Annotated in this window: 16 protein-coding genes; 7 read left to right on the forward strand and 9 right to left on the reverse strand. The window is 69.9% G+C overall.

From position 1 onward, the window contains the following. Window positions 1–142 precede the first annotated feature (142 nt). The 3 genes from E1165_RS10620 to E1165_RS10630 form a co-directional block, all read right to left on the reverse strand. Window positions 143–670, reverse strand: coding sequence for a hypothetical protein (locus E1165_RS10620; RefSeq protein WP_243704697.1), 528 nt, complete (start codon window positions 668–670; stop codon window positions 143–145). Window positions 671–672: 2 nt separating this feature from the next. Continuing rightward, the gene (locus E1165_RS10625) at window positions 673–1224 is read right to left on the reverse strand and encodes a hypothetical protein (protein ID WP_132390266.1); all 552 of its coding nucleotides are present in this window, start codon (window positions 1222–1224) and stop codon (window positions 673–675) included. 178 nt (window positions 1225–1402) lie between these two features. Then, window positions 1403–7228 (reverse strand): ThuA domain-containing protein, encoded by a 5826-nt coding sequence (locus tag E1165_RS10630; protein ID WP_132390269.1) that lies wholly within the window; start codon window positions 7226–7228, stop codon window positions 1403–1405. A 442-nt stretch (window positions 7229–7670) separates the two neighbouring features. Between E1165_RS10630 and E1165_RS10635 the strand changes: the two genes are divergently transcribed. Further along, complete coding sequence (locus tag E1165_RS10635) at window positions 7671–8441, forward strand: FadR/GntR family transcriptional regulator (protein ID WP_243704698.1); 771 nt, start codon at window positions 7671–7673, stop codon at window positions 8439–8441. Window positions 8442–8623: 182 nt separating this feature from the next. On the opposite strand, the gene E1165_RS10640 is transcribed toward E1165_RS10635, so the two are convergent. The 3 genes from E1165_RS10640 to E1165_RS10650 form a co-directional block, all read right to left on the reverse strand. Beyond that, window positions 8624–9475, reverse strand: coding sequence for a TatD family hydrolase (locus tag E1165_RS10640; protein ID WP_132390273.1), 852 nt, complete (start codon window positions 9473–9475; stop codon window positions 8624–8626). Next, window positions 9445–10080 (reverse strand): EboA domain-containing protein, encoded by a 636-nt coding sequence (locus E1165_RS10645; protein WP_132390275.1) that lies wholly within the window; start codon window positions 10078–10080, stop codon window positions 9445–9447. The genes E1165_RS10640 and E1165_RS10645 overlap by 31 nt, the downstream gene beginning before the upstream one ends. Window positions 10081–10252: 172 nt before the next feature. Then, window positions 10253–11395, reverse strand: coding sequence for an inositol-3-phosphate synthase (locus E1165_RS10650; RefSeq protein WP_132390277.1), 1143 nt, complete (start codon window positions 11393–11395; stop codon window positions 10253–10255). Between the two features lie 777 nt (window positions 11396–12172). On the opposite strand from E1165_RS10650, the gene E1165_RS10655 reads away from it, so the two are divergent. The 6 genes from E1165_RS10655 to E1165_RS10680 all read left to right on the forward strand — a co-directional run bounded on the left by E1165_RS10655 (window position 12173) and on the right by E1165_RS10680 (window position 19256). After that, window positions 12173–13363, forward strand: a complete 1191-nt coding sequence (locus E1165_RS10655) for an ROK family protein (RefSeq protein WP_207916816.1) — start codon at window positions 12173–12175, stop codon at window positions 13361–13363. Further along, the gene (locus E1165_RS10660) at window positions 13360–14880 is read left to right on the forward strand and encodes a sugar ABC transporter ATP-binding protein (RefSeq protein WP_132390279.1); all 1521 of its coding nucleotides are present in this window, start codon (window positions 13360–13362) and stop codon (window positions 14878–14880) included. The genes E1165_RS10655 and E1165_RS10660 overlap by 4 nt, the downstream gene beginning before the upstream one ends. A gap of 38 nt (window positions 14881–14918) precedes the next feature. Further along, the gene (locus tag E1165_RS10665; protein ID WP_371687324.1) at window positions 14919–15938 is read left to right on the forward strand and encodes an ABC transporter permease; all 1020 of its coding nucleotides are present in this window, start codon (window positions 14919–14921) and stop codon (window positions 15936–15938) included. A 69-nt stretch (window positions 15939–16007) separates the two neighbouring features. After that, window positions 16008–17048 (forward strand): substrate-binding domain-containing protein, encoded by a 1041-nt coding sequence (locus E1165_RS10670; protein ID WP_132390283.1) that lies wholly within the window; start codon window positions 16008–16010, stop codon window positions 17046–17048. A 12-nt stretch (window positions 17049–17060) separates the two neighbouring features. Then, a complete protein-coding gene (locus E1165_RS10675) occupies window positions 17061–18239 on the forward strand; it encodes a Gfo/Idh/MocA family protein (RefSeq protein WP_132390285.1) in 1179 nt (392 codons plus the stop codon). A 12-nt stretch (window positions 18240–18251) separates the two neighbouring features. Then, complete coding sequence (locus E1165_RS10680) at window positions 18252–19256, forward strand: sugar phosphate isomerase/epimerase (protein WP_132390287.1); 1005 nt, start codon at window positions 18252–18254, stop codon at window positions 19254–19256. A 73-nt stretch (window positions 19257–19329) separates the two neighbouring features. Here E1165_RS10680 and E1165_RS10685 read toward each other — a convergent pair whose 3' ends face one another. From E1165_RS10685 to E1165_RS10690, 3 genes are all read right to left on the reverse strand, one after another. Further along, a complete protein-coding gene (locus E1165_RS10685; protein ID WP_371687325.1) occupies window positions 19330–20244 on the reverse strand; it encodes a cellulose binding domain-containing protein in 915 nt (304 codons plus the stop codon). Next, window positions 20219–20413: a hypothetical protein gene (locus tag E1165_RS29870; RefSeq protein WP_243704699.1), complete on the reverse strand. Its 195-nt coding sequence runs from the start codon at window positions 20411–20413 to the stop codon at window positions 20219–20221. Before E1165_RS29870 ends, E1165_RS10685 begins: the two co-directional genes overlap by 26 nt. Window positions 20414–20572: 159 nt before the next feature. Then, window positions 20573–21922 carry an endo-1,4-beta-xylanase gene (locus E1165_RS10690; protein ID WP_243704700.1) on the reverse strand — a complete coding sequence of 450 codons (1350 nt, stop codon included), beginning with the start codon at window positions 21920–21922 and terminating at the stop codon, window positions 20573–20575. Window positions 21923–22272 lie beyond the last annotated feature (350 nt).

Here is a 22272-nt window from a genome sequence, read left to right on the forward strand (position 1 = left end):
TGCCATGGAGGGCCGGCTTCTGTGGTTCCGCTCAGAATTGTGTCTCCGTGGTGGACCCCGAGAGTCCGGCATGCCTCCGTCAGGCACCCGCACGACGGGCGATTTCCCGCGCGACGCCGCGGCGGTACGGACGCCCGCGCTCCTACCCCGGACGTCCTGGGCTGGCTTTGGCCCGGCGAGCGGTCAGCGCGAGCGCGGCCGCCGCAACCAGCAGCAGTGCTCCGCCGACCAGCCACCAGCGCCCGGTACCGCCGCCGTCCTCATCGGGCCGGGGTGCCGCCGCCGGCCGGGGTGGGGCGCTCTGTGGGGCGTGGGCCTGCACCGTTGCCTGCGCCTTGCCCGGGTTGGGCTCGGGGGACGTGACGGCCACCGTCCACCTGCCGGGGGTGAGCACCGCGCCGCTGGCGTAGAAGCCCTGCCCCTCGCCCGCCGGGTTGAGCTGCAACGGACCGACCGTGAGGCCGCCCTCGCCGGTGGCGTTGAGCACCAGCCGCAGCACGCGATCCTCCACCGGGTGACCGTCCTTGTACGTGGCCCGCACGGTCACGCCGGTCGCGCCGTCGCCGGCCACGTCGAGCACCACCGGGCCGCCGTGCGCCGCCGCCGGGGCCGGTGGCCAGAGCGCGAGGAGGGGTACGGCCGCCAGCGCCGCCAGGATCGTACGTCGCACGGTCACTTCCCTTCCGGTGCGCCGTCGGCGGTCAGCGCCCCCTGCCCCGGCACGGTGGGCAGGAACACGTGGACGTGGCCGTTGCCCGAGTCGATGTTGAGCACGTCGAGCTGGGTGGCGGCACTGCCCCAGATGGCGACGGCGGCGTCCCGCTGGCGGCCGGTGAGCTCGAACAGGCCGGCGCGAGCGGTCGGCGACTGGGCGAGCGCGGCGGCGTACGTGTCCACGGCGGCGTCGAGCGTCTGTACCGCCGCGGCGAGGCCGGAGCGCGCGATGTTGACGCCGGTCCCCCCGGAGGGCGGGTTGGCGAAGTCCTCGACCGCCTTGCCGGTGGTCGCCTGCCACCGTTCCACATCCGGTTTGCTGGCGGCAGGGCCGGGCGCGTTGGTCACCGGTACCGCGGTGGCCAGCCCGTCGAGCACGGGTAGCAGGCTTTCCCGGACCCGGCGGGCGCGTGAGGTCAGCTCGACGACCTGGGCCGCGTCCCGCTTCGCCTCCTCGGCTCGCAGCGCCGCGACCCGGTCGTCGGTCGGGTCGTCGGCCCCGGCCGTCACGGCGCCGACCGGTCCGGCGAGTAGCGCCCCAAGCGCAAAGGCGATGGAGGTCGGAACGATCCGCCGCGTGGTGGGGGCCGAAGACGGCGACTGACGGATTCTCTTTCGGTTACTCATCCGGAGAAGCCTCCTGGGATGTGGGGCCGGCCGGCGGCGGCCGGCCCCACGGCGGATGGAGTTACAGCGTGCCGCCCTCGGGCACGCGGGTGGCGTCCTCGTCGAGACGCCCCGTGCCGGTCAGCGGCGCGCCACCGTTGGCCTTGGTGCCGGCCGCCGACGCCCGCCCACCCAGTCGGATGAGCATGGCGTTGGCGTCCCGAACCAGCACGCTCCGGACGTCCGCGTCGGTTACCAGCGCCCGGTTCGACGCCAGCCCGATGAACATCCGCAGCTGCTGGATCGCCACCCGGTCGTTCCCGGTGGCCTCGGCCAGCCGCACCGCGTCCAGTTTGTTCGACAGCTTCCCGTGCGCCACGGTCGACAGTTGCCGGGTCGTCTTGAACCGGTCGACCAGCGCCTGCATGTCGCGCAGCGAGGTGGTGACGAAGAACCGCACGTTCGCCGTCGTCTCGTTGCCGGCCTTGTCGGTGGCGGTCACGGCCAGCTCGTGCAGGCCGAGCGTCAGGTCGTACATGACCTGCAGCGTCCCGGACTGGAACGGCTTGCCGTCCAGCTTGCCGACCACCGACCGGATGCCGGAGGTCGGGTCGACCGCCTGGAACGTGACCCGCACGTCCTGGCTGTCGCCGTAGAGCTGGCCGTCGGCGAGGCCGGAGACGAGGACCGTCGGTTTGGTGCCGTCGACCCGTAGCACCGCCGACTTGAGCGTCTCCACGTTGCCGGCCTTGTCCCTGGCGCGGTAGAGCAGCTCGTGGTCCCCGTCACCGGTCACGTCGACCGGTTGGGTGTACGGGGCCCACGGGCCGCCGTCGAGCGACCACTCCACGGCAGCCACGCCCGATCCCGCGTCCGCCGCGGCGAGCGTCACCGGGATCGCCCCGGCGTGCCAACCGTTGTCGTTCGCCGGCGCGAACGTCGCCGTGGTCACCGGCGCGGTCGCGTCGATCTTCACGGGTACCGACCTGGCCGCCTCGACGTTGCCCGCCTGGTCGACGGAGCGGAAGCGCACCTCGTGCGCCCCGTCCCCGGCGACCAGGATCGGCTCGGTGTAGGCGGTCCAGGCGGTGGCGCCATCGAGCTGGTACTCGGTGCGCGCCACGCCGCTGCCGCCGTTCTCGTCGGTGGCGGCCAGCGTGACCGTCGCGGGGCCGGTGTACCAGCCCTCGACCGCCGTGCCGTTCACCGTGGCCACCGTCACCGGTGCGGTGTCGTCCACCGCCTCCGCGCTGAGCCGGAAGTAGTCGAACGAGACCGTCTTACGGGCGGTCTGCGCACCGCCGAGCGAGAAGAGACCCACCTTGGGCGTCACGCTCGCCGCCGCGTTGGTCAGCGGCTCGAACGACGTCCAGGCCTGCCCGTCCGCCGAGTACGAGGCGGTGTAGACACTGCCGGTGCGGGCGAGGCGCAGATACCAGACCGCGGACGTGAGGCTGCTGACGCCGGGTTGCGGATTCTGGATCGTACCGTCGATCTCACTGAGGAACTCGATCCGCCGCGTCACCGGCTGTCCGGCCGCGTTGTCCACGACGTAGTCGAGCTTCAGGTAGTTGTCGTCGTCGGCGTACACCAGGAGGCCGCCCTGCTGGTACCGCTCGTCCAGCAGGCTGCCGTCGACTTTTGTCTCCATGACCCAGTCGCCCGACGGCGCGTTCTGCAGGATGAGGTTCGTCGGCCCGGTGTTGGGTGTGCTGTAGATGTCGCCGTTCGGGACGTCGAGGTGCAGCGCGCCGCCCCGCACCCGGTACGCGGCCGGATCCTCACGGACGATCGCGTCCCACCGGCACTTGTCGAGCAGGGCGGCGTCGAACTCGTCGGTCGGTGCGACCGGCTCAGCCGGCTTGTCCGGCGAGACCTGGAACCAGTCGAACGCCGCGTCGACCACCGGCGCCGTCGTGCCGCCGTTCATGGCGAAGAGCCCCACCTTCGGGGTGGTGATGCCGGTCAGCGCGGCCGCCCGGCCCACCGGGGTGAAGGTCTGGCCGTCGGCGGAGAACGCCGCGGTGAGGGTGTTGCCGTCGCTGCTTAGTCGCAGGTAGAGGGTGTCCGAACCGGTCGGCGCGGCGGCGCTGTCGGCGCCCTCGTTGCGCGGGCTTCCGGCCGTCTCCCGGATGAACTCGACCCGTCGGCCACCCGAGTGGAGCAGATTGAGCTTGGCGTAGTTGTCGTCGTCGCCGTACACGATGAGCCCGGCCTGCTGGTAGTCGGCGGTGGTCGCGAGCGTCACCTTGGTCGTGGCCTGCCAGGCGCCGCCCGGTGCCGGCTGGAGCACGATGTTGGTCGCGTCGTTGCGGCCACCGTAGAGATCACCCGCCGCGGTGGGCAGGAGCAGCGATCCATCGTGTACCGAATAGGCCTGGTTTTCCCTGATCACTGCCGACCAGCGAGTCTTGTCCAGCTTGGTGCCGGTGAAGTCGTCCGAACGAGCCCCGAAGCAGGACGTGCTCGGCGCGTCCACCTTGACCGCGGCGGTCGCGTACGCCTTGGCGCCCCGGCTGTCGGTCACCGTCAGGGTGGCGGTGAAACTGCCCGGCGCGGTGTACGTGTGCGTGGCGTTCGGCGTGTTCGCCGTGCCGCCGTCGCCGAAGTCCCAGGCGTACGCGAGCGGCGTGTCGCCCTCCGCGTCGGTGGCGGTACCGGTGAACTCCACGGCGAGTGGCAGGGTGCCGGTGTTCGGCCTCGCCGACACGCTGACCGCCGGCGGCGCGTTGTCGGTCACGCCCCGGCCGAGGAAGTCCACCCAGTTCACGTTGAACAGGTCGCCGCTCTCGGTACTGCCCGGGTTGTTGCGGGCGACGAAGTACAGCGGACCGCTCGTCGTGTGCGGCGCGGCGAGGTCCACGGAGACGTCGGTGTACGTCTGCCACGCCCCGGTCGCCGGCACGGTCGCGGCGGCCAGCAGCGGGCCGGCGACCGCACCGGCGCGCACCTGGATCACGCCGCCGCCGCTGCCGGAGGCGACCCGGAAGCGCAGCGTGTCGATGCCGGTGAGGTTGGTGGGCGTGAAGGACCACCAGTCGCCGTCCTCGATGAACGCGATGTTCTGGAAGCCACCCGCGGCGTCGCCGGTGGTCTCCTTCCGCACGCCGGGATCACCGGCGCCCACGCCGTCCGGCGCCCTGCCGGTAGCCGCGTGGTACTCGGCCTGCTTCCGCTTGGGTTGTAGCTGCTCGATCGCCCGTCCGGTCAGCGGGTTGACTCCGCCCGACCCGCCCTTGTCGGTGTACGTGGCCTCGAAGACCCCGAAGACGTTCGCCTCGGCGCCGTGCCCTGAGGCGAGCGAGGTTTGCACGGTACCCGTACAGCCGGTGTGCGACTGCAACGGGTGGGCGTGCTCGTCGTGCCCGAGGTAGTACTGCAACTTGACCTTGGCGCAGTCGACCGTGGCGTCTTCCGGATCGGTCACCTTGACGGTGTACCTGACCTGGTCACCCCAGTCGAAGAAGCCGCCGTCCGGCGGGAACTCGATGGTCACCGTCGGCGCGGTGTTGCCGACCGTCACCGGCACGTTGGCGACGGCGGTGCGGCCCTTGGGGTTGGTCACGGTGAGCTGGGCGGTGTACTTGCCGGCCGTCGTGTAGGTGTGCGTCGGACTCGCCTCGTCCGAGGTGCCGCCGTCGCCGAACGTCCACGCGTACGTGAGCTCGCCACCGTCCGGGTCGCGGGATCCTGTGCTGGAGAACCGCACGGCCAAGGGCGGCTGGCCGGAGGTGGGCTCGCCGGAGGCGACCGCGATCGGCGCGCGGTCGGCGGCGATGTAGTCGATCCGGTAGACGCCGGAGTTGTCGTTGTTGCCGCCGAAGCCGGTGCCCCACTCGATCAGGTACAGCGCGCCGTCCGGACCGAACTCGAAGTCCATTGGCCGCACGAACGTCATCCCGCCGAGCACCTGGTTGATGTCCACGAGAGACTTGGCGTCACGGTCGAGCTGTAGCGTGTACATCTTGTTCTGGTTCCACTCGCCGAGCAGCGCCTTGCCGTCGAAGTACGCCGGCCACTTGCGAGTCGAGTTCAGGCCCGCGTCGTACCGGTAGACCGGGCCGCCCATCGGCGCGCCGCCACGGCCGATCTCGGGAAATAGCGGGTTGCCACTGTAGTCGTAGTCCACCGCGGCAGGAATCGCCGGAGGCAGGCGGGTCAGGCCCGTGTTGTTGGGCGAGCTGTTCACCGGCGCCGCGCAGTCGAACCTCGCGCCGCTCGGGCCGGACGGGAACGTGTAGTCGTTGTACGCATAGTTCGCGCCGTGGCAGTACGGCCAGCCGTAGTTGCCGGGCGTGACGACGTTCCACTCGACTGTGCCCTCGGGGCCTCGGTTGGGGTCGGCGGCCGGGGCGTCGGGGCCGTAGTCGGCGACGTACAGGTTGTCGGTCTTCTTGTCGATGCCGATCCGGAACGGGTTTCGGAACCCCATCGCGTAGATCTCCGGCCGGGTCCGCTCCGTACCCGGTGGGAAGAGGTTGCCGGACGGGATCGTGTACGTGCCGTCGTCCTCGGGGTGGATTCGCAGCACCTTGCCGCGCAGGTCGTTGGTGTTGCCGGCGGTGCGCTGCGCGTCGTAGTCCTGCCGCCCCGGCCGCTCGTCGATCGGGGTGAACGAGCTCGACTCGAACGGGTTCGTGTTGTCGCCGGTCGCCAGGTAGAGGTTGCCCCGGCTGTCGAAGACCATGCTGCCGCCGGCGTGGCAGCAGGTGTTGCGCTGGGTGCTCACCTCCAGCACCGGTTTCTCGCTGCCGGCCAGGATCGAGTCACCCTGTACGGTGAACCGGGCCAGCCGGTTGCGGGCGACGCCGTCGTTCGGCGCGTAGTAGAGGTACACCCAACCGTTCGTGGCGAAGTCCGGGTCGAGCCGGATGCCGATGAGCCCGTCCTCGTTGCCGGCGAAGACGTCCAGGTCGATGGCGGTGACGGTGGTACCGGTGTCCGGCTTGACGATCTGCACCCGGCCGTCGCGCTCGATGTAGAAGACCCGGCCGTCCGGCGCGACGTCCAGCTCCATCGGGTTGCTGGTGTTGCTGTCCAGCGTCACCTTCTCGAAGCTGTCCGTTCGCGACGCGGCGCAGTCGGCGTCCACCACCCCGGCCGCGGTTCGGACGCCACCGAGCAGGTGGGCCAGGAAGCTGGGCTCGGTGTACGACTCGACCGTGTGCCCGCCGGCCGTGTACCAGGACCGGCCGCCGTCGAAATCGTGGCACCACGCGTGCGGGTGGTCGGCGCCCATCGCGCCCGCCCCCGGCGTGTAGCTGCGCTCGTCGAGGCTGGCCAGCACGTGTACGTCCGCGCGCGGGTTGGCCCGGAAGTTGTACCACTCGTCGAAGCGGGTCCACTTCGCCGGTAGTGACGCCGTGGACGGGTGCGCCGGGTCCTCGACCTTGATGGTGGCGGTCTGGTTCGCCGGGTGCGAGGCGAAGTACGCGCCGACCAGGTCGCCGTACCAGGCCCAGTTGTACTCGGTGTCCGAGGCGGCGTGGATACCCGCGTACCCACCCCCGTCGCGGATGTACCGCTCGAACGCCGCCTGCTGCCCGGCGTCGAGCACGTCGCCGGTGGTCGAGAGCCAGACCACCGCCGCGTACCTGGCCAGGTTGGCGTCGGTGAACGCGGCGGCGTCCTCGGTCGCGTCGACGGTGAAGCCGTTCTCCGCGCCGAGCCGCTCGATCGCCGCGACACCCGCCGGGATCGAGTCGTGGCGGAAGCCCGCCGTCTTGGAGAAGACCAGAACGGAGAACGGCTCCGCCGCGGCCGCCTGACTCACCGGCCGGAGCGCCGCCTGGGCGGATGGTGCCCCGGCGACCAGCGCCGACGCGGCGGCGAGAAGGGTGGCGGCAGCGAGGAACAGGCTGCGTTTGGCGGAGCGGCGGGTGCCGCCGCTCCGGCGATCTGCTGGCACGAAGGAGCTCCTTCGCTGGTCGGGAACAGCGCGGAATCTCGCATCGGCTCGCCGAAGACCGGTGCGATGAGGGTCGGCACGGCACGCCCACCGAAGGCGCCACCGCAGTTCGTCAATTACTTGAATACATTGGTGAGGATCGATGGCAAGTCACGTTTGCGTCACGCATTGCTCGTCGTGTCTGGTTGGCCGGCCCGCCGCAGGGACCACAGCGTGCTGTCGGATGGTCGGGGCGATGGTCACGCCCGCCGGCGTCACACACCGCGGAGGGATCGCCTGTTGTCGTACGACCGACGATCGGAGGTCCGCGCCCCGACCACCAACGGTGATCGACGTTGGCGTGGTCACCATCGCCCACGCGCTTGCCACCCGGGCGCGGGATACGGTCTAGCCCAGGAAGACCATGGGTCCTACTCTTACGGACGATCGGGAAAGGACGTCGGTGATCGGCAACGAGCGCACCGGAGGCGGGTACCGGCCGGGTTACGAGGTAGCCGCAGAGCAGGTACTGGAGCTGATAGCCCGGCTCCGCCTGCGCCCCGGCGACCGGATGCCCACCGAGAACGAACTGGCCCAGCAGCTCGGCACGAGCCGCACCATGGTCCGCGAGGCCATCAAGATTCTCTCGGCGTTGGGTCGCGTACGCGCCCAGAAGGGCCGCGGCCTGTACGTCGCGGACGACCAAGGAATGCTCGGCGGCGGCCGATGGGCCTCGTTCTTCCTGCCCACCGACCTGGACCACGTCTACATGCTCTTCGAGTTCCGCCGGACACAGGAGATGGCGACAAGCCGGCTGGCCGCCCGCCGCGCCACTCCCACGGAGGTACAGGCCATCGAGAGAGCCGCCGGCGTGTGCAGGCGGGGATTCGACACCGGGCGCGAGGACCTGTTCAACGAAGGCGACGACGCCTTCCACACCAGCATCGCCATTGCTTCGCACAACGTGTTCCTGCAGATCGCCGTACGGGAGGCCCGCCGGCTGCAGGCGCAGTCCAACCTGATCGGGCTGCGCGGCTCGGTCGGCGGACACGCGGCCAAGGCCATCGAGGAACACGAGGCCATCTATCAGGCCATCCGTGCCGGCGACGCGGAAGCCGCCGCAGAGGCGGCAGCCACCCACGTCGACAACACGTTGGACGACTACCGCAGGGAGATCCAGCAGCGGATCTTTTCCGCCGCCGACCGACCGCCGAGCGCCGGTGGCGGCGGATAGGCCAGCGACGACCGGGGCGGCCAGGCACACTCCGAGGCCGAGCGGGTCGGCGTCGAGGCGTTCGGCTGCCGGGACGGCGTACGCGTCGAGCCGGCCGACGGTGCCAAGCAGGCTCCGGGCCGGGTGGACGTCCGCGCAGTAGCTCGCCGGCGCCAGGTCGTCACCGGGACGGCACGGGCGCATCAGCTACCGCCTCTCAGGATCGAGTTGCCTTCGAACGTGGAGCTGGCGGCGGGCAGCTCGGTGAGATCGAGCCGTCCCGACTGGCCGAAGAACTCGACCGGGTTGTGCCACAGCACCCTGTCGACGTCGTCGTCGCTGAACCCCGCGGCGAGCATCGCCTCGCCGGTGCGTCGGGTCAGCAGCGGGTCGGAGCGGCCCCAGTCCGCGGCGGAGTTGACAAGTACCCGTTCCAGGCCGTGGACGCGCAGGATCTCCACCATGCGCTCCGGCGACATCTTCGTGTCCGGGTATACGGAGAAGCCCATCCAGCATCCGGAGTCGTGGACCGCGCCGACCGTGACCTCGTTGAGGTGGTCGACGACGACCCGGCCGGGTTCGATGGTGGAGTTCGTGACGACCTCGAGCGTGCGGGCGACCCCTCGAATCTTGTCGCGGTGCGGGGTGTGCACGAGCGCGGGCAGCTCGTACTCGATGGCCATGGCCAGCTGCGCGGCGAAGACGTCGTCCTCCTCCGGTGTCATCGCGTCGTAGCCGATCTCCCCGACTGCCACCACCGAGTCCTTGGCCAGGTAGCGGGGCACCAGCTCCAGAGCCTCGCGGCAGCGTGGGTCGTTGGCCTCCTTGGGGTTGAGGGCGATGGCGGCGTGGTGGCGGATGCCGAACTGGGCGGCCCGGAATGGTTCCCAGCCGACGAGCGACGCGAAGTAGTCAGCGAACGAGCCGGCGTTGGTGCGTGGCTGCCCAAGCCAGAACGCCGGCTCCACCACGGCGCGCACCCCCTCCGCCGCCATCCGTCCGTAGTCGTCGGTGGTTCGTGAGGTCATGTGGATGTGCGGATCGAAGATGCGCATCGAACCTCCGGCCGTCGGGTGAGCTGCTTCAACAGTGCGAGGGCATCCTCGGGCAGGTGGCGCCCGGCGGCATCGCGCTCGGCACGGAGGTCGGCGATCATCGCCGCCAGCTCGGCGTCGGCGCGCTCCGCCAGGCCGTGTACCACCGACAGCGGCACACCCATGAAGACGCACTTCAGGACGGCCTGGCGCCAGCTAACCTGGTCGAGGTGCCGCGCGTACGGACCCAGCGCGGCGGCGAGCAGGCGGGTGTCGTTCGTGCGGATGGCGTCGTGCAGCAACGGCACCGCCCCGCTGTCGACTGGGAGCAGGCACAGCGCCTTGAGCACGGCACGCTTCTCGTCGGCGTCACCGTACCGGTAGAGATCCTCGACCTGGCGCGGCACCGCGGCGGCCGGCAGTGCGAGCAGCAGTCGCACCCGGCCCGCCTCGTCGGCGGTCCAGCCCTCGGCCTGTGGCAGCGGCGCCCGGCCGCAGTGGCGGCCGACGCCGGCGAACAAGCGGACGATGCTGGCCGGGTCGCGCGCCACGCGCCTCTCCGCGTCGGCGAGCCAGCCGTCGTCGGACAGGCCGTCCAGTGCGATACGACATTCGTCGGATGCCACAACGTCTCCTTCGGATCCGCGGCCTCTCCTGTCCCTCCGCCCCGCGCCCTGCCGGTCCGGCCAGTGCCACGCCCGCCCCGGCCAGTCCGGCGACGAGGGCGACCGCCGTGGCGGGCGACGCGACCGGACGCGGAATCGGTCCCTGCGGGCGTTTGATCGCGTCGAGGTCACGTCATGCCCGCGCGTCCAACCCAGCGACGAACGCGGTCAGCGCCTGCCACTGCTCGGCCAGCCCGTGCCGGACGTCTCCGAGCGGATCTTTGAAGAAGAAGGCCAGGTCGGTCAGGGCGCCGACGCGTCCAGCGGCCTGCGCCGCGGCGGTGATCCGGGCCAGGTCCAGCACGAGCGGCGCGGCGAGGGCAGAGTCGCAGCCGTGCCAGGTGAACTCCATCCGCATGGTGGAGCCGAGAAAGCCGGAGAACGTGATGAGATTCCAGGCGGTCTTGAAGTCTCCGATGTCGTCGACACAGTCGATGCGCGTGGTGCCCTGAGGCTGGTATCCGAGCGTTTCCGCGAGCACCCGCTGCTTGCTGGCGAGCTTCGCGGCATTCGGGCCAGGTGTGGTCAGGTTGGCACCGTCGCCACCGCCGAGCAGGTTGATCCCCGACCAGCTGAGCACCCGCAGGTGACGATGAGCGAACATCGGTGCCAGCACCGATCTGACCAGGGTTTCGCCCGTCTTGCCGTCGTGTCCGGCGTACGGCACGCCGCACTGTTCAGCCAGCTCGGCCAAGGCGGGTAACCGCGCCCCGGTCGACGGGGTGAAGTCCACGTAGGAACAGCCGGCACGGAACGCGGCGTACGCGTACAGCGCGCTCCACGGCAGGATCGGCCGGCCGCTACGGAGCACACCGTCCAGCCTGGCAAGAGACGCGTGAGCGGGATGCGGCGGCGGGGTCTGTTCCGTGGACGAAACGTTGATCACGACCAGCTGGTCGAGCGCTCGCCGGTTACGGAAACTCACCAGGTCGGCGACGAGAAGTTCGGCGGTCTCGGCCTGGGTCGCGGCGGTCGGCACCGGCCGTATCTCGGCGTCGACCGCGGCGAGGTCGGCGGATATCGCGGCAACCAGCGCCGACGGCAGAACGCCGGCTACGGCAAGGGCTTCGGCTTTCTTCGTCAAGGGAATCGACGCCGGGTCGTGACCACCGAAGGCGAGATCACCGAAGCCGGTCAGGACGGCGTCGCGCAGCTCGGGCAGCTCGGTGACGCAGCCGGTGGGCGGGGCCAGCCCGGCGCGCACGGCGAGCGCTCCGACGATGCTGCTGACCGCGACGCTGCCGCGCCCCCCAATCAGCCAAATACCCGTGGGCATCGATCCTCCGATAGTTGTGGGGCCGGTGGCACCGGGCCCCGTCCGCCCGTCACACCGAGGTCGACCAACCGTGACGACGACGAAGTCGGCGGCTACGACGGCGTCACGGTTCGGTGGACGGGCCGGACAGGGCTAGCGGGCAGGGCCGGTCGGCGTCTCGGCCCTGCCCGCCGATCGAACCCGACAACCGTCTCTCGTCGATCCGATCAGCGGTCACCGGTGACAAGTCGGGGCGGGGCGCCGGGCGGTCAACCAGCGCCGCGCACGAGGAACGCCCCTTGCCGGCGACTAGGCGCCGGACTACGCCAGGCAGTCAAAGGCTGCTATCGACGCCAGCTAAGAGTCATACTCATGGACGACCCCTCAGAGCAGATACGTTGCCGACAGGTACGCGCCAGCCTGGCAACAGGCCACCCGGAGGGGCACGTCGACGCGAGTTCAAGGACGTCACTGAGGCCTTCCTGTACCGGTCCGAGTGACACAAGGGCTGTGTTACAGACACATCAAGAGGTCCAGAGTCATACTCTTCGCATCAGTCGATGGTTGTCAATCCCAGCCGAACGGCTCGGGGCCCCACACCCTGAGCGCGCACTCATCATCAACTTCCGTTGGAGATGACAGAAGTTCCTGCGATCTCTACAGAAGCTCTGGATTACATAGACAGAAGCCCGTACTGTCGTCACACGGCCGACACGGTCGGTTGCCCCGCCTGCACCTACTGCAAGGCCAACGCGACGAGGTCTTTGACCTCGGAGACGTGGATGACGGAGGCGCGAAGTGACCCCGATCGCGGCTGCCCAGCGACCAGTCCGGTCCCGCCTGCTCTGCCTGCTACGCGACAGCGGCGCGCTGTCCCGCGCCGAGCTGGCGGACCAGCTCGCGCTCCCCCGGCCGCGGCTGCTCGCCGAGCTGGACGCGCTGCTCGACACCGGCCTCGTACGGGAAGCCGGTCCGGCCGCGTCCCGTGGCGGCCGGCGGTCGACGCTTGTCGAACTGAACCCCGATATCCGGTTCGCGGCGGTCGACCTCGGCGCCACCTCGATCGACGTCGAGATCATCGACGGGCGCCTGGAGCCGGTCGTCGCCTACGCGGAGCCGGCCGACATCCGCTCCGGCCCGAAGGTCGTCCTGAACCGGCTCGGCGAGATCCTGGCCAAGTTCAAGATCGACGGAGCGTACCAGCGCCTGCACGCGATCGGCATCGGCGTGCCAGGCCCGGTGAGCTTCCGTGATGGCGTCCCGGTCTCACCGCCCATCATGCCCGGTTGGGACCAGTACCCCGTACGCGAGATACTCAGCCGCGAACACGCGTGCCCAGTGGTCGTCGACAACGACGTGAACATCATGGCGATCGGCGAGCGCTACGGCGGTGTCGCGCGTTCCGTTGACGACCTGCTGTTCGTGAAGGTCGGTACCGGCATCGGCTGCGGCATCTACCTGCACGGCGAGGTGTACCGGGGCCCGGACGGCTGCGCCGGCGACATCGGCCATATCCAGCTCGACAGCAACGGTCCGGTCTGTTCGTGCGGAAACGTCGGGTGTCTTGAGGCCCTGTTCGGCGGCGCCGCGCTGGCCCGCAACGCGACCGCGGCCGCCCGCGCCGGCACCTCACCCGCGCTGGCCGAGCGGCTCGCCGCGACCGGGGTGGTGACCGCACGGGACGTGGCACAGGGCCTCGCGGAGGGTGACGTCACCTGTATCGAGCTCGTCCGGGACGGCGGATGCCGGATCGGTACGGCGCTCGCCGGGCTGGTCAGCTTCATCAACCCGTCGATGATCGTGATCGGCGGTGGCCTGGCCGGGCTGGGGCATATCCTGCTCGCCCAGATCCGCAGCGTGGTGTACCGGCGCTCGCTCCCCCTCGCCACCGGGAACCTACCGGTCGTCCTCTCCGAGCTGGGCCCCCGCGCGGGCGTCGTCGGCGCCGCGGTGCTCGCCAGCGAGCTGGCGTACGGGCAGCCATCATGACGCCCGAGGTGGTGCTCCGGCTGACCGGCGTGGTCAAGAGCTTCCCCGGCGTACGCGCGCTGGACGGCGTCGGACTGGAGGTCCGCGCGGGCGAGGTGCACTGCCTCCTCGGCCAGAACGGCGCCGGCAAGTCCACCCTGATAAAGGTGTTGTCCGGAGTTCACCGGCCGGACGCGGGCGAGATCGTCTGGCAGGGCGAACAGGTGTCCTTCACCAGCCCGCACGCGGCGCTCAAGGCCGGCATCGCCACGATCTACCAGGAGCTGGACCTCATCGACGAGCTGTCGGTCGCGGAGAACCTCGCGATCGGCCAGGAACCACGGCGCCTCGGCTTCGTGCGGCGCGGCGTGATGCGCCGCGCCGCCCAGCGGGTACTCAGCCAGCTGGGACACCCGGAGATCCCGGTCGGCGCCGAGGTCGGCGTGCTGCCCGCCGCCGCCAAGCAGATCGTCAGCATGGGGCGCGCGCTGTCCCGCCGGGCCAAGCTCATGATCATGGACGAGCCGACCGCCGTCCTGGCCCACGGCGAGGTGCAGAACCTGTTCCGGGTCATCCGCGACCTCACCGCCGACGGCATCGCGGTCATCTACATATCCCACCGGCTGGAGGAGATCCGCGAGATCGGTGACCGGGTCACGGTCCTGCGGGACGGGCGCACCTCGGCGGTCAACCTGGACGCGAAGACCACGCCCACCCGGGAACTGGTGCGCCGGATGACCGGCCGCAGCATCGAGTACGTGTTCCCCGAGCGCCACGCGGCCCCGCACACCGAGCCGCTCCTGGCCGTCGAGGGTCTCGGGCGGCAGGGCGAGTTCTCAGACGTCTCCCTCTCCGTCCACAAAGGAGAGATCGTGGGCATCGCCGGCCTGGTCGGGTCCGGCCGCTCCGAGCTGCTGGAGACCGTGTACGGCGCTCGCCGACCGGACACCGGCCGCGTCCTCGTCGACGGCCGGCCGCTGCACCCGGCCGACGTCGGCGCGGCCGTCCGAGCCGGTCTCGGCATGGCGCCGGAGGAGCGCAAGCGGCAGGCGCTACTGATGGGCGAACCGGTCTACCGCAACATCACACTGGCGAGCCTGCGCCGCTTCGCCACCGTGGGCTTCACCCGGGCCGGTGCCGAGCGGGCCGCGGCCACCCGCATCGCCGACGACCTCGAACTGCGCCCACGCGACGTCCACCGACCGGTCCGCACCCTGTCCGGCGGCAACCAGCAGAAGGTCGTCGTCGGGCGGTGGCTGCTCGGCGGCACCCGCCTGCTGCTGCTCGACGAGCCCACCCGCGGCGTCGACGTCGGGGCACGGGCCGAGCTGTACCAGATGATCCGGCGCCTGGCGGACAGCGACGTCGGCGTCCTGCTGGTCTCCAGCGAGGTGCCGGAGGTGCTCGGTCTGTCCGACCGGGTGCTGGTGATGCGCGAGGGCCGGCTGATCCATCAGGCTCCGGCCGAGGAACTCGACGAGGACACCGTACTCGATCTCGTCATGGCGGGGTCGCTGTTGGAAGGGAGCCCGACGTGACGGCAAGCACCCGCGCCACGACGGCGGAGCCGGAGGCTGTGCGGGAGCCGGACCGCCGGGTGGTATCACTCGACTCGGTCAAGCGGACCGCCACCCTCGCCGCCGTACTGCTGGCGCTGCTCGTCGTCGGGGCGGTCACCCGGCCGGACATCTTCCTCGACCCCGCGAAGCTGTGGTCGAACGAGCTGACCGTACTCAGTCTCGCGTCGGCGATCGGAGTGATCACGATCGGCATGACGTTCGTGATGATCGGCGGCGGCATCGACCTGTCGGTGGGCGCCCTACTCGCCCTGGCGAGCGTCTGGTGCACAACCGTCGCCACGCAGAGCTTCGGCGTCACCGGTGTCATCTTCGCGGCTCTCGCGGTGGGCACCGGCGCCGGCATCGTCAATGGGCTGCTCATCTCGTACGGCCGGCTGGTCCCGTTCATCGCCACCCTCGCGATGATGGTGGCGGCCCGTGGGCTGGCGCAGAAGATATCCGGGTCGCAGACCCAGATCAACCGGATTTCGTTCGTGAACGAGCTGGCCAGCGGCAAGATCCTCGGCATCCCGTACATCGTCGTGATCTTCGCCGTCGTGGTCGTGCTCGGTTGGATCCTGCTCAACCGCACCACCTTCGGCCGGCGCACCGTCGCGATCGGCGGCAATGCCGAAGCGGCCCGGCTGGCCGGCATCAACGTCAAGCGCCACACGTTGGCGCTGTACGCGCTGTCCGGACTGTGCTGTGGTATCGCCGCGCTGATCGTGGTCGCCCAGACCACCTCGGGCTCCAACACCAACGGCGACCTGTACGAACTGAACGCGATCGCCGCCGCGATCATCGGCGGCACGGCGCTGACCGGCGGCCGGGGCACGATCGTGGGCTCCCTGTTCGGAGTACTCATCTTCAGTCAGATCGCCAACCTGTTCACCGTCAACAACCTGCCCACCGAAACCCAACGCATCGTCAACGGCGCGATCATCGTCTGCGCGGTGCTTGTCCAGCAACTCCAGATGGGACGGTTCCGCCTCCCCGCGTTCGCGTGGACCCGGCGCGGCCGTACCCCTGCGACCTGACCTTCTCGCCCAGCCGACGACCCCGACCCGCGGGCCGCCCGGCGCCACGCACCCTTCCCAGGAGGAGCCATGTCCACGTCCCGCCGCAGACTGTTGCTCGGCGGATCAGCCCTCGGAGCCGGTGTGCTGCTCGCCGGCTGCACCTCCAACGAAACCAAGGGCAACGACGGCAACGATCAGACGAAGGTGTCCGGCGGCAACAACGCGGCCCCCGGCAAGACCGTGACCATCGGATTCACCGCCCCCGCCGCCGACCACGGGTGGATCGCGGCGATCACCAACAACGCCAAGGCGCAGGCCGGAAAGTACTCCGACGTCAAGCTCCTCGCGGTCGACCCGGGCAAGGACGCGCCCGCCCAGATCGCCGCGATCCAGTCGCTGATCCAGCAGAAGCCGGACGCCATCGTGATGCTGCCCTACGACGGCGCCCAACTCACGGCCGTCGCCCGGCAGGCCACGGACGCCGGCATACCGGTGATCAATCTCGACCGGGAGTTCGCCGATCCGGCCGCCGCATTCACTCTGATCAAGGGCGACAACTACGGCATGGGGGTATCCGCCGGGCACTACATCGGCAGGAAGCTCAGGGGCAAGTCCGACGCGGTCATCGCCGAGATCGCCGGCATCGACACCCTCCAGCTCACCAAGGACCGCTCGAAAGGGTTCGCCGACACGCTGGCGACGTACGGACTGCGGGTGGCCAACCGGGTGGCCGCGCAGTTCACCGTCGACTCCGGCCAGGCGGTGACGGCGAACCTGCTCCAGGCGGCCCCGAAGATCGACGCGATCTGGAACCACGACGACGACCAGGGCGTCGGCGTGCTCGCGGCGATCCGCCAGGCCGGCCGCAAGGAGTTCTTCATGGTCGGCGGTGCCGGGTCGCTGGACGCCATGGAGCACATCAAGGCCGGTGACAGCCCGCTGGAGGCCACGGTCACGTACCCGCCGACGATGGCGTCCTCGGCCATCTCGCTGGCCCGGCTCACCGCCCAGGGCAAAGGCATGGAGGACCTCGTCGAACTCCAGGTGCCGAAGCTCATCGTGCTGCAGTCCGAGACGGTGACCAAGGAGAACGTGGACCGGTACCGGCCACTTGGCTTCAAGTCCTGACGGAGGTCGACAATGAATCGCAGCGACGTACGGGTCGGCATGGTGGGCTACGCCTTCATGGGTACCGCCCACTCGCAGGCGTGGCGCACCGTGAACCGCGTGTTCGATCTAACGGTACGGGCGCGCATGGTGGCCGTCTGCGGCCGCGACGCGACAGCGGTCGCCGCGGCCGCGGACCGGCTCGGCTGGGAACGGTCGGAGACCGACTGGCGGGCCATGGTCGAGCGGGACGACATCGATCTGGTCGACATATGTGTGCCGGGTGAACTGCACGCCGAGATCGCCCTCGCGGCGCTCGCCGCGGGCAAGCACGTCCTGTGCGAGAAGCCCCTGGCCAACACCGTGGACGAGGCCCGCGCGATGGTCGCTGCCGCCGATGCGGCACGCAGGTCGGGGGTACGGTCGATGTGCGGCTTCAACTACCGCCGGGTACCCGCGCTGACCCTGATGCGCAGCCTCGTCGCCGCCGGCCGGGTCGGCGAGATCCGCCACGTCCGCGCGACGTACCTACAGGACTGGATCGTCGACCCCCAGTTCCCGCTGGTCTGGCGGCTGCGCCGGGAGACGGCCGGCTCGGGCGCGCTGGGCGACATCGGCGCGCACATCATCGACATCACCCAGTACGTGACCGGTCAGCGAATCATAGGGGTGTCCGGGCTCACCGAAACGTTCGTCAAGGAACGCCCGCTACCCGCTTCGTCGAGTGGCCTGTCCGCGGCGGCCTCCGGCACGACCACCGGTCCGGTGACGGTCGACGACGCCGCCCTGTTCCTGGCGCGGCTCTCCGGCGGCGCGATCGCCACGTACGAGGCGACCCGGTTCGCCACCGGTCGCAAGAACGGAATGCGGATCGAGATCAACGGCTCGGCCGGGTCGCTCGCGTTCGACCTGGAGCGCCTGTCCGAACTGGAGTTCTACGACGCCAGTCGGCCGGCCGAGGAACAGGGCTTCACCCGGATCCTGGTCACCGAACCGCAGCACCCGTACATGGCGGCGTGGTGGCCGCCCGGCCACCTCATCGGCTACGAACACTCGTTCACCCACGAGGTCCGGGACCTGCTCGAGGCGATCGCGACCGGCACCGATCCGCAGCCCTCGTTCAGCGACGGCCTCGAAGTTCAACTCGTGCTCGACGCGGTCGAGCGCAGCGCCGCCGCGGAGGGCGCATGGACCCACGTCGAGAAGGAATGACAAGGAGTACCGATGGCGCGACCGATCACGCTGTTCACCGGGCAGTGGGCCGATCTGCCGTTCGAGGAGGTGTGCCGGCTGGCAGCCGACTGGGGGTACGACGGTCTGGAGATCGCCTGCTGGGGCGACCACTTCGAGGTCGACCGTGCGCTGGCCGACGACGCGTACGTGGACCGCAAGCGCGAGACACTCGCCAAGTACAACCTCGACGTCTGGGCGATCTCCAACCACCTCGTCGGGCAGGCGGTGTGCGACCACCCGATCGATGAACGGCACGAGGCGATCCTGCCGGCGCGCATCTGGGGCTCCGGCGACCCCGAGCAGGTCCGGCGGGCGGCCGCCGAGGAGATGAAGGACACCGCGCGAGCGGCGGCCAAGCTCGGCGTCCGCACCGTCGTGGGCTTCACCGGCTCGTCGATCTGGCACACCGTGGCGATGTTCCCGCCGGCGCCGCCAGCGATGATCGACGCCGGGTACCGTGACTTCGCCGACCGGTGGAACCCGATCCTCGACGTGTTCGACGAGGTGGGTGTGCGGTTCGCGCACGAAGTCCATCCCAGTGAGATCGCCTACGACTACTACACCGCCGTACGGGCGCTGGACGCGATCGGACGGCGGCCGGCGTTCGGGCTCAACTGGGATCCGTCCCACTTCGTCTGGCAGGAACTCGACCCGGCCGCCTTCATCCTGGACTTCGCCGACCGTATCTATCACGTCGACTGCAAGGACGCGAAGGTACGCACCGGTGACGGCCGGCGGGGACGGTTGTCGTCCCACCTGCCGTGGGCGGACCTGCGGCGCGGCTGGGACTTCGTCTCGACCGGGCACGGCGACGTGCCGTGGGAGGACTGCTTCCGTGCGCTCAACGCGATCGGGTACGACGGACCGATCTCGATCGAGTGGGAGGATGCCGGCATGGACCGCCTGGTCGGCGCTCCGGAAGCGCTGCGGTTCGTCCGGCGGCTGGCGTTCGATCCGCCGGCCGCGGCGTTCGACGCCGCGTTCGCCCGGTCCTGACGATCTCTGGCGCCACGGTCCCGGCAAGTGGTGGCCGGCGCGGATCGCGTGATCCAGCCGGCCACCACGCGGCTCAGGTCGTCGTGCAGTCTATGTCGCTGGGTGGGTTGTTGGCTCCGGTCAGGGTGGCGATGAAACCGAAGCTCGCGGAACCGCCAGCGGGCAGCGCACCGTTGTGAGCGACGTTCGCCACCGTCACCTTCGCCCCGCTCTGGGTGTGGGAGCCACCCCACATCTGGTTGATGACCTGTCCATCGGGGAACGTCCAGGAAACGGTCCATCCTCGGATCGGCGAGGAGCCGGCGATGACCGTCACCTCGCCCTGGAAGCCGCCCGGCCAGGAGTTCGTCACCGCGTACACCGCACGCGCCCCGGACTGCGGTGGTGAACTGCTCGGGCTCACCGTCGGGGAGGTCGAGACGGTCGGGCTCACGGTGGGGGTGGCGCTCAGCGTCGGTGAGGGCGTCGCCCCCGGCCGCGCGGCGCGGTAGGTGTGACCGGCCCGGACGGCGAGCTGGACGACGTCGGACTCGGGCCGGGTCGTGACGGGTGTGGTGCCGTCGACGACGTCGACAATCGTGTAGCTCCCGGTGAACAGTCGGGCGCGCAGCTTGACGGTGCCGTCGCGGTCGGCCCGGACGAGAAACTCGTCGGCCTGGCCACCGGCCCACGACACGCCGACGGTGTATCCGCCGCGCCCCCGCAGGCCCGCCACCTGCCCGGTCGGCCAGGCCGACGGCAGCGCCGGCAGTAGGTGCAGCTCGCCGTTGTGGCTGTGCAGAAGCATCTCCGCGATGCCGGCGGTGGCGCCGAAGTTGCCGTCGATCTGGAACGGCGGATGCAGGTCGAACATGTTCGGTGCCAGCCGGTCGGTCCGCACCAGGTCACGGAGGAGTTTGTACGCGCGCGCCGCGGCTCCCGCCCCGGCGGCTCCGGCGGTGAGGAGTCGCCTTCGTGTCACTTCAGACCTCGTGATCCTTCCGAACAGCGCGGCGGGTGTGGACCGCCAGGCTCGGCTCCAGCGCTCGTTGGCGCCGCCGTTGCAGCCCCAACTCGTACGCGGTGCCGGCGCTGGCGATGAGCGCCTGGTTGACGTCGAGGCAGCGGCCGGAGCCCTCGTCACGCAGGCGAAGGTCGGCGCTGGTGGCCGCGGCCACCGGCCGGACCGGCGCGGAGTTTGCCCTCTCCGCGCCGGCCCCTCCAGGCCACGGGCAACGGTGCATGGTGGCGTCATGCCGCCGCCGTGTGGCCTGGAAGCCGCGCTCGTCGACTCTGCCGGTAGCAGGCGGAGCTGGTCGGGGCGAGCGGGCCCATCTTCAGGCTCGTGCCCAGCGTTGGTTGGTGCCGCCGTGGCAGTTCCAGACGATGACCGCGGTGCCGTTGGCGGTGCCGCCGCTGTTGACGTCGAGGCAGAGGCCGGTCTGGGTGTTGCTGATCGTGCCGTTGCTGTTGAGGTTCCACTGCTGGTTGGCGCCGCCGTGGCAGTCCCAGATCTGGACCCGGGTGCCGGCGGTGGCGTTGGATGCGACGTCGAGGCATTTGCCCATGGTTTGCAGGGTCGCGCCGTTGGCGGTGAACTGCTGGTTCGCGCCGGTGTGGCAGTCCCAGATCTGGGCCTGTGCTCCGTTGGCGGAGGAGGCTCCGCTGATGTCCAGGCAGCGGCCGGAGGCCTCACCGCGCAGCCGGTTACCGTTCGGGTCCGGCGTCGGCGTGGTCGGATTGGGGTTCGGGCCGCCGTTGAGTGTGTCGAGAACCGCGGTGTAGGCGGCCTTCTTGTTGCCGGCGCAGTCGAACAGCAGAGCGTTCTCGCCGCCACGCCACGAGTCACAGTCCCGCACGCCCCACACCGTGATTCCGGTACAGCGCGAAACCGCCAGGCAGGCGCGCGTGACGGTGGCGTAGATGTTGGCCTGGTTGGCTCCCTGGGTGACGTCCAGCTCGGTGATCTGCACATCCACGCCCAGGTCCGCGAAGCGCTGGAGGTTGGCCTGATAGTCGCCTGGGATCGAGGTGCCCAGGTGGGATTGGAAACCGACGCAGTCGATCGGCACACCGCGGGCCTTGAAGTCGCGAACCATGTTGTAGATGCCGGTCGACTTCGGGTTGATCCCGTCGGTGTTGTAGTCGTTGTAGCACAACTTCGCGCCCGGGTCGGCGGCGCGGGCGGCGCGGAACGCCGCTTCGATCCAGTCGTTTCCGGTACGTTGCAGGTTCGAGTCACGCCGACCGCCGCTGCCGCCGTCGGCAAACGCCTCGTTGACCACGTCCCAGGAGTGGATCTGCCCCCGGAAGTGGGTGGCCACCTGGGTGACGTGGTTGATGGCGGCGTTGCGCAGGTCGGCGCCGGACAGTCGTTGCGCCCATCCGGGCTGCTGGGTGTGCCACAGCAAGGTATGGCCGCGCACCGACATTCCTCGGGAACGGGCGTGACTGACGATGCGGTCGCCGGCGCTGTAGTTGAACACCCCCCGCTGCGGCTCGGTCGCGTCCCACTTCATCTCGTTCTCGGCGACAACGCTGTTGAACTCGCGGTTGAGGACCGTCATGTACGTGTTGTCGTTGAACTTGTACGTCCCGACCGCGGCGCCGAAGTACCGCCCCTTCTCCGCCGCCGCCGCGCCCAGCGTGGTGCCGGCGTTGGCAGAACCGGCGAGGATCAACGCCATGCCGGCTCCAAGCGAGCCGGCCAGCAATACGGGCAGTATCGCTCTTGCCCGCCGCCGGGGCGGACTCGTCGAATATAAGATATCTATCATTGTCAGGACCCTTCGAAGTCGCGCCACCTCACTGGACTAAACATCACTGTCTGGCTTGCGCCTTGCTCGCACCGGGGCGGAAAGCACGCCACGCATCGATATCCGTCATGTTGCCAGGATGTTTCCAACTATTCAAGAGGCACACCGTCGACAGGCCTCGGAATCTGGCGACAGCACGCGTGACCACACACCGGACCTCCTCGGCCCGTCACCAATAACATAATCCTGGCATCGAATTGGAAATGATGGTGGCGAGAAAA

The sequence above is a fragment of the Micromonospora sp. KC723 genome (genome assembly GCF_004348595.1).
Classification (GTDB): domain Bacteria; phylum Actinomycetota; class Actinomycetes; order Mycobacteriales; family Micromonosporaceae; genus Micromonospora.